Origin of the sequence: Micromonospora sp. MH33 (assembly GCF_003013775.1) — a bacterium.
In the GTDB taxonomy this organism is placed as follows: domain Bacteria; phylum Actinomycetota; class Actinomycetes; order Mycobacteriales; family Micromonosporaceae; genus Micromonospora; species Micromonospora fulviviridis.
Map to the genome: position 1 here is coordinate 1 of NZ_MUYZ01000334.1, position 7,139 is coordinate 7,139.

A 7,139-nucleotide genomic window follows, 5' to 3' on the forward strand; every position below is an offset into this window, starting at 1 on the left:
ACGGCGGTCGGCCCCCGGGTGGCCGCCGTCGCCGAGGCCACCGGGGCGCACTACGTCGACGCGGCCGGCGACGACGTGCTCGACGGGCAGCTCGCCGCGGCCGGGCTGCCCGGCCCGGGACGGGTCGCGGTGCTGGCCGCCGGAATGAGCCCGGGCCTGACCGGGCTGCTGCCGCGCCTGCTCGCAGGGCCGCCCTTCACCCGGGTGGACAGCCTCACCGGCTACGCCGGCGGGCGGGACCGGTTCACCCCGGCCGCCGCCGCCGACTACCTGGCCAGCCTGACCGAGGGATACGGCACCGCCGGGGCCGCCTGGCGCGACGGCCGGGTGGCGGCCGGCGCCCTGGCCCCCCGGCTCGGAGAGCCCGTACCGTTCTTCCCCGGCCTGGTCAGTGCCTTCCCCTACCTCAGCGGTGAACTGCGCCGCGTCGCCGCGGAGCTCGGGCTGGTCGAGGCGAGCTGGTTCAACGTCTTCGACGGCGAACACACGCTGGCGCTGCTGGGCCGGTTGCGCTCCGGCGGCGCGGTCGCGCCCGGTGAGGCCGTTTCGCAGCTCTGCCACGCCGCCGAGCTGGACGCCGCCGGGCTACGCCCCTACCAGCTCTTCGTGCTGGAGCTGACCGGGCGGACCGACACCGGCCCGCTGACCCGGACGCTGGTCGCCCGCGCCCCGGACACGTATCTGCTCAGCGGGGCGGTCACGGCGCTGGCGGCGCGCACCGTCGCCGAGGGCGGGCTGCCGCCGGGACGGCACCGCGCGGACGCGGCGCTGCCGCCCGAGCGGTCGGTGCGACGGCTGCGGGACTGGGGTGCACTGCTGTCGGTGGAGGTGTCCGACGAGGCGGCCGCCGCAGCCGCCGAGGTCGAGGAGGGGGTGCTGTGAACGGCACGACGCGACCGACCGGCCCGCGCGGCGGTGGCGACCGGTGGCGGGTGGTGGTCGCCGGCACCAAGTTCGGCCGGATCTACCTCGCCGGGATCGCCCGGGCCGCCGACCGGTACGAGCTGGCCGGGGTGCTCGCCCGGGGAGGGGAACGCTCGAAGGCCGTCGCCGCGCACTACGGGGTACCCCTGCTGACCGGCGTCGACGAACTGCCCGACGACATCGACATCGCCTGCGTGGTGGTCGGTACGGCCATCAACGGGGGCCCGGGGGCGCAGCTGGCCGAGGCGCTGCTCGACCGGGGTGTGCACGTGCTTCAGGAGCACCCGGTCCACCCCGACGAGCTGGCTCGCTGCCTGCGGCAGGCCCGGCGGTCCGCGGTGGCGTACCAGCTGAACACCCACTACGTGCACGTGGCGCCGGTACGCCGGTTCCTCGACGCGGCAGCCCGGCTGGCCGCCGCCGGTCAGCGCCCCCTCTTCGTCGACGCGATGGCCGGCATCCAGGTCACGTTCAGCCTGCTCGACATCGTCGGCCGGGTGGTCGGACGGCTGCGCCCAGCGGGATTCGCCGACCCGGTCGGGCTTCCCGAGGCGCTGCGCCGGATGTCCGAGCTGGACGTTCCGTACCGGAGCCTGGACGGCGTCATCGGCGGTGTGCCGGTGACCCTGCGGGTGCAGAACCAGCTCGACCCGGCGGATCCGGACAACCACGCCCACCTGCTGCACCGGGTGACCGTGGGCTTCCCCGGTGGCCTGCTGACGCTGACCGGCACCCACGGCCCGGTGCTCTGGTCGCCCCGCGCGCACCTGCCCCGCTCCACGGCCGACCTGGTCGACCTGTCCACCGCGCCAGAGGAGTATCTGGACCTGCCGAGCGCCGCCCCGCTCGGCCCGGCGGTCGCCGAGAGCTACCGCGAGATCGTCGGCGACCTCTGGCCGCAGGGGGTGGCCCGCGCGCTGGACGAGCTGGTCCGGGCCGCCGTGGGGGAGCGGGACGGGCTGGCCGAGGGGCAGTACCACCTCGGCGTCTGCAAGCTCTGGCAGGAGGTGACCCGCCGGCTCGGCCCGCCGGAGCTGCGGGAACGCCCAGAGCCGCAGCCGCTGCCGCTCGCGGTGCCCGCCGGCGGCGCCGGTTCCGACGAGGTTTCCCGCCCGGCCGCCGACCGGTGCGCCCCGGTCAGCCACGACCGCAACACCACCCCGACCACCCTCGCCCCGCACATCGAACGACAGGAGGCATCGTCATGAAGCAGTACGGCGCCGGCGGGCTGCTGCGGTGTTTCGATCCGCGCCCCCTGCCCGGCTTCCGGCTGGTGTGCTTCCCCCACGCCGGGGGCACGGCCGCCTTCTTCCGCCGCTGGAACAGCGCCCTGCCCGCGTCCGCGGAGCTGCTCGCCGTGCAGTACCCGGGCCGGGAGGACCGGCTGAGCGACCCGCTGCCGGCGACGCTGGGCGAGCTGGCGGACAGTGCCGCCGGTGCGCTCGTCCCGCTGTCCACCGCCGGGCTGATCCTGTTCGGGCACAGCATGGGCGCGGCACTGGCCTACGAGGTGGCGCAGCGGCTGGAGCGGGCCGGGCGGCCGCCGCAGCTGCTGGTGGTCTCGGGCCGGCCGGCGCCGCACCGGCAGCGGGTGGAGACCGTCCACGTCGGCGGGGACGAGGCGATCCTGGCGGACCTGCGCCGCCTCGGCGGCACCGACGGGTCGTTGCTGGACGACCCGGCCCTGCGGGAACTGGTGCTGCCCAGCCTGCGCGCCGACTACCGGCTGATCGAAGACTATTGGCCGGCCGATCCGCTGCCGACGCTGAGCTGCGCGGTGGCCGGATTCAGCGCGGCCGGTGACACCGAGGCGAGCGACGAGGAGATGCGTGCCTGGGCCGACGTGACCACCGGCAGGTTCGACAGTCGGGTCTTCCCCGGCGACCACTTCTATCTGCGCGAGGCCGGACCCGCGGTGGTCGGCGAGGCGATGCGGTTGCTCGGGCACAGCGCCAGCGCGACGGCCGGCTGGCCGTCGACGCCGTGACGTGCCGGCGCCGGTGGCCTGCGGGGCCACCGGCGCCGGGTCCGGACCGATCAGCGGGAGCCGATCAGCGGGATTCGAGGCGAAGGAGTTGGTAGTGCAGGTCACCCTGGGGCGCCGCGCAGCGCACCGCCCGCTGCACGCGCACCCGCCAGCCGTGCCGGTCGGCCAGCTCGGCCAGCCGGTCGGCGTTGCCGAGGTCGGTGAAGCCGAGCAGCAGCTGGCCTCCGGGGTGCAGGCGTTCCCGGGCCCCGGCGAGATAGCCCTCGTGGGCGCGGTAGCCCTGGTCGAACAGGGCGTGGTGCAGGTGGTCGCCGTCGGGGGCCGGCTGGTCGGTGTCCACGAAGTTGGAGTTCCAGAAGATGACGTCGAAGCGTTCGCCGGCCGGGATCGGGGTGAACAGGTCGCCCTGGTGGACGCTGAGCCGGTCGGCCACGCCGTGCCGGGCCGCGTTGCGCCGGGTGTTGTCGACCGCCACCGGGCTGATGTCGGTCGCGGTCACCGCGGCGCAGCCCCGCAGGGCGGCCAGCACCGACAGGTATCCGGTGCCGCTGCCGATCTCGCAGAACGAGCCGCCGACCGGGTAGGGCAGCCACTCGGCGTAGAGCGCGGCCGACTGTGTCAGGTGCGGTGCGAAGACCCCGGGCAGCAGATCCCATTCCAGGTCCAGCAGCCGGAACGTGGTGGGCGAGTCGACCGCCCGGTGCCGTTCGACCAGGTTCGAGGCGGCGAGGGAGGAAGTGCTCATCGGATGGCATCCCTTCGATGGGAGACAGCGCCGGTCCTAGGACCGTAACATATTCGAATATAGAACTCAAAAGATGTTAAAACGCTCCGCTGGAGGGACGAATGACCAACGACCTCGCCAGAACCCGGGCCCGCTACCGCCGCGACGGGCTGCCCCCGCACCAGGCCGACCCGGACCCGGTCGCACAGTTCCGCCGATGGCAGGCCGAGTGGGCCGCGACCGAGCCGTACGACCCCGCCGCCGCCGTACTCGCCACGGTCGCCCCGGACGGCCAGCCCGCCGCCCGGCTGGTCGACGTGGTGCGCGTCGACCACGGCTTCGTCTTCCTCACCCGCTACGACAGCCGCAAGGGACTGGAGTTGACCGTCAACCCCCGGGCCGCACTCTGCTTCGGCTGGCTCGAAGCCGACCGGCAGGTCCGGGTCGAAGGCGACACCCAGCGCCTCGACGAGGTGAGCGCCGACGGCTTCTTCGGCCACCTGCCCCGCCCCGCCCAACTGCTGGCCCGCGCCTCCGACCAGTCCACGGTCGTCGACGGTCAGGAGGTGATCCGCGACCGGATCACCGCGCTGGAACGGCGCTACGCCGGCCAGGAGGTGCCCCGAGGGCGAGACTGGGGCGGTTACCGCCTGCTCCCGCGACGGATCGAGTTCTGGCAGGGCCGCGTCGACGGCGCACCCGACCGGCTGCGCTACCAGCGACGCCACGACGGCGGCTGGGACCTGGAACAACTCACTCCCTGACCCACATCCGAACAGCCTGACCGAGAGGAGGACGACGTGCTGGAGGGTTGCGTACCGTGGCCCCGGGAGCTGGCCGACCGCTACCGGGCCGCCGGACACTGGCGAGGCGAACCGCTCGGCGCCCTGCTGCGCGCGGCCCCGCACACCCACGGCCCGCGCACCGCGCTGGTAGCCGGGCAGGACCGATGGACCTACGCCGAACTGGACGAGCAGGCTGACCGCGTCGCCGCCGGCCTGCGCCAGCAGGGCATCCGACCCGGCGAGCGCGTGGTGGTGCACCTGCCGAACGTGCCCGAGCTGGTGGTGCTCTGCTTCGCCCTGTTCCGACTCGGCGCGCTACCGGTGTTCGCCCTGCCCGCCCACCGCCGCACCGAGGTGGACTACCTCTGCCGCGCCTCGGACGCGGTGGCCTACATCGTCCCGGACGTCGCGGGCGGCTTCGACCACCGCGCGCTCGCCGCCCAGGTACGGGCCGAACTGCCCGCCCTGCGCACGGTCGTCGTGGTCGGCGACCCCGGCCATGCCGACGGCCTCCTCCGGTACGCGGACCTGACCGAGACGCAGCCGGTCGAACTACCCGAACCGGATCCCACCGACGTCGCGCTGTTCCTGCTCTCCGGCGGCACCACCGGCGTTCCGAAGCTGATCCCGCGCACCCACGACGACTACTGGTACAACATCCGGCTCAGCGCAGCCAACGCCGGCCTGGACTCCGACACCGTCTACCTGGCGGTGCTGCCGGTGGCACACAACTACGCCCTGGCCTGCCCCGGCGTCCTCGGCACCCTCTCCGTCGGCGGCCGCGTGGTGCTCTGCCCCAACGGCAGCCCCGACGAGGCGTTCCCGCTGATCGCCGCCGAGCGGGTCACCGTCACCGGGCTGGTGCCGCCGCTCGGGCTGATCTGGGCCGACGCCGTCGCCAACCGGTCCGCGGACCTGAGCAGCCTGCGCCTGGTCCAGGTCGGCGGCAGCCACGTCACGCCCGAGGCAGCCCGCCGCATGTCCGCCGCTCTCGGCTGCCGCCTCCAACAGTCCTTCGGCATGGCCGAGGGCCTACTCAGCCAGAGCCGCCTCGACGACCCCGAGGACCTGCTCCTCACCGCCCAGGGCAAGCCGCTCTCACCCGACGACGAGATCCGCATCGTCGACCACGACGACCACCCGGTGCCCGACGGCGAAACCGGCGAGCTGCTCGTCCGCGGCCCCTACACCTTCCGCGGCTACTACCGCGCACCGGATCACAACGCGCGGGCCTTCACCGACGACGGCTTCTTCCGCACCGGCGACCTCGCCCGCCGGCTGCCCACCGGGCACCTGGTCATCACCGGACGCCGCAAGGACGTGATCAACCGCGGCGGGGAGAAGGTGTCCGCCGAGGAGGTGGAGAACCACGTCCTCGCCCACCCGGCGGTGGCCCAAGCGGCCCTGGTCGCCATGCCCGACCCGCTCCTCGGCGAGCGGAGCTGCCTGTTCGTGGTACCCCGCGGCGAGGCGCCCCGGCTCGGCCAGCTCACCAGCTTCCTGCGGGAACGCGGGATCGCCGCGTACAAGCTGCCGGACCGGCTCCGGGTGCTCGACACCCTGCCCCAGACCGCAGTGGGCAAGGTCGACAAGGCCCGGCTGCGGGAGGAAGCCACAAAACCGCCTGCCCGCGCCGCCCGTACCGTCGGGGCCCGACCGTGACCGCGCCACCACAACCGGTCCTGGTGGTCGGTGCGGGCCCGGTCGGCCTGGCGGCGGCCCTGGCGCTGCGGGCGCGCGGACTGCCCGCAACCGTGCTCGAGGCCGATCCGGCCGACCGCGTCCGCCCCGGCAGCCGCGCGCTGTACGTGCACGGTGAGACGCTGCACCGGCTCGAACGGATCGCCCCCGGCCTCGGCGGCGAGCTGGCCCGGCACGGACTCGTCTGGCACACCCGGTCCACCCGGTACGCCGGCCGCGAGGTGTTCCGACGCAGCTACCCACCCCGCCATCGAGGCGGCCTCCCCCCGTTCACCAGCCTCCGGCAGGTAGACACCGAGCGGCTGCTCCGGGACGCGGCCAAGCGGCAGGACGTGCGGATCCACTGGGACGCCACCGTCGAGACCATCCACGTGGACCCCGACGAGATACGACTGACCACCGCCGACGGGGCCACCTTCCGGGCCGGCCACGTCATCGCCGCCGACGGAGCCCGCTCGGCGATCCGCCGCGCGCTGGGCATCCCGATCGTCGGACACCGCTCACCCCGCTTCCACGTGGTCGTCGACGTGGAGCAGGACCCGGACCACCCCTACCCGGCGGAACGGATCTTCCACTACCACCACCCCGGCATGAACGGCCGGCACGTCCTGGTCATCCCGTTCGCCGGCGGCGTCCAAGTCGACCTCCAGTGCCTGGCCGGTGACACCGAGGAGACCATCGCCACCCCCGACCGGGTACGGCACTGGCTGCCGCGAGTGCTCGACCCGGGCGCCACGGACCGGATCCTCTGGGTGTCGCACTACCACTTCCAGCAACGCGTCGCGCCGGCGTTCACCGACCCGCACCGCCGGGTGCTGCTGGCCGGGGAGGCCGCCCACCTCTTCGCGCCCTTCGGCGCGCGGGGGATGAACAGCGGGATCGCGGACGCCGACGAGGCCGCGGCCGCCGTAGCCGCCGCCCTCGCGGACCCGGCCGGCGCCGCCGCCGCCGTCGAACGCTACGACACGACCCGGCGGGGCGCGGCCGAGCGCAATCGGACCGCCGCCGGCCGGGCGCT

The 7,139-nt window shown here is 74.5% G+C and carries 7 protein-coding genes; 6 read left to right on the forward strand and 1 reads right to left on the reverse strand.

Going from position 1 to position 7,139, the window contains the following annotated elements; translation table 11 throughout:
* The 3 genes from B0E53_RS38085 to B0E53_RS31295 form a co-directional block, all read left to right on the forward strand.
* A partial coding sequence (locus B0E53_RS38085) for a saccharopine dehydrogenase (protein ID WP_107079274.1) occupies nt 1-882 on the forward strand: 882 nt, incomplete at its 5' end.
* Complete coding sequence (locus B0E53_RS31290) at nt 879-2,132, forward strand: Gfo/Idh/MocA family oxidoreductase (RefSeq protein WP_107079275.1); 1,254 nt, start codon at nt 879-881, stop codon at nt 2,130-2,132. The genes B0E53_RS38085 and B0E53_RS31290, both read left to right, overlap by 4 nt.
* Complete coding sequence (locus tag B0E53_RS31295; protein WP_107079276.1) at nt 2,129-2,911, forward strand: alpha/beta fold hydrolase; 783 nt, start codon at nt 2,129-2,131, stop codon at nt 2,909-2,911. The genes B0E53_RS31290 and B0E53_RS31295 overlap by 4 nt, the downstream gene beginning before the upstream one ends.
* Nucleotides 2,912-2,975: 64 nt before the next feature.
* Here the strand turns inward: B0E53_RS31295 and B0E53_RS31300 are convergent, their stop codons facing one another.
* Nucleotides 2,976-3,656, reverse strand: coding sequence for a class I SAM-dependent methyltransferase (locus B0E53_RS31300; RefSeq protein WP_107079277.1), 681 nt, complete (start codon nt 3,654-3,656; stop codon nt 2,976-2,978).
* A gap of 101 nt (nt 3,657-3,757) precedes the next feature.
* On the opposite strand from B0E53_RS31300, the gene B0E53_RS31305 reads away from it, so the two are divergent.
* The 3 genes from B0E53_RS31305 to B0E53_RS31315 form a co-directional block, all read left to right on the forward strand.
* Nucleotides 3,758-4,399 carry a pyridoxal 5'-phosphate synthase gene (locus B0E53_RS31305; RefSeq protein ID WP_107079278.1) on the forward strand — a complete coding sequence of 214 codons (642 nt, stop codon included), beginning with the start codon at nt 3,758-3,760 and terminating at the stop codon, nt 4,397-4,399.
* 36 nt (nt 4,400-4,435) lie between these two features.
* Nucleotides 4,436-6,082 (forward strand): AMP-binding protein, encoded by a 1,647-nt coding sequence (locus B0E53_RS31310; protein WP_107079279.1) that lies wholly within the window; start codon nt 4,436-4,438, stop codon nt 6,080-6,082.
* On the forward strand, nt 6,079-7,139 hold a 1,061-nt coding region (locus tag B0E53_RS31315), incomplete at its 3' end, for an FAD-dependent monooxygenase (protein WP_107079280.1). The genes B0E53_RS31310 and B0E53_RS31315, both read left to right, overlap by 4 nt.

Coding starts and splice junctions, on each gene's coding strand:
- B0E53_RS31305 (WP_107079278.1), top strand. CDS start 3,758: ATGACCAACGACCTCGCCAGAACCCGGGCCCGCTACCGCCGCGACGGG.
- B0E53_RS31295 (WP_107079276.1), top strand. CDS start 2,129: ATGAAGCAGTACGGCGCCGGCGGGCTGCTGCGGTGTTTCGATCCGCGC.
- B0E53_RS31300 (WP_107079277.1), bottom strand. CDS start 3,656: ATGAGCACTTCCTCCCTCGCCGCCTCGAACCTGGTCGAACGGCACCGG.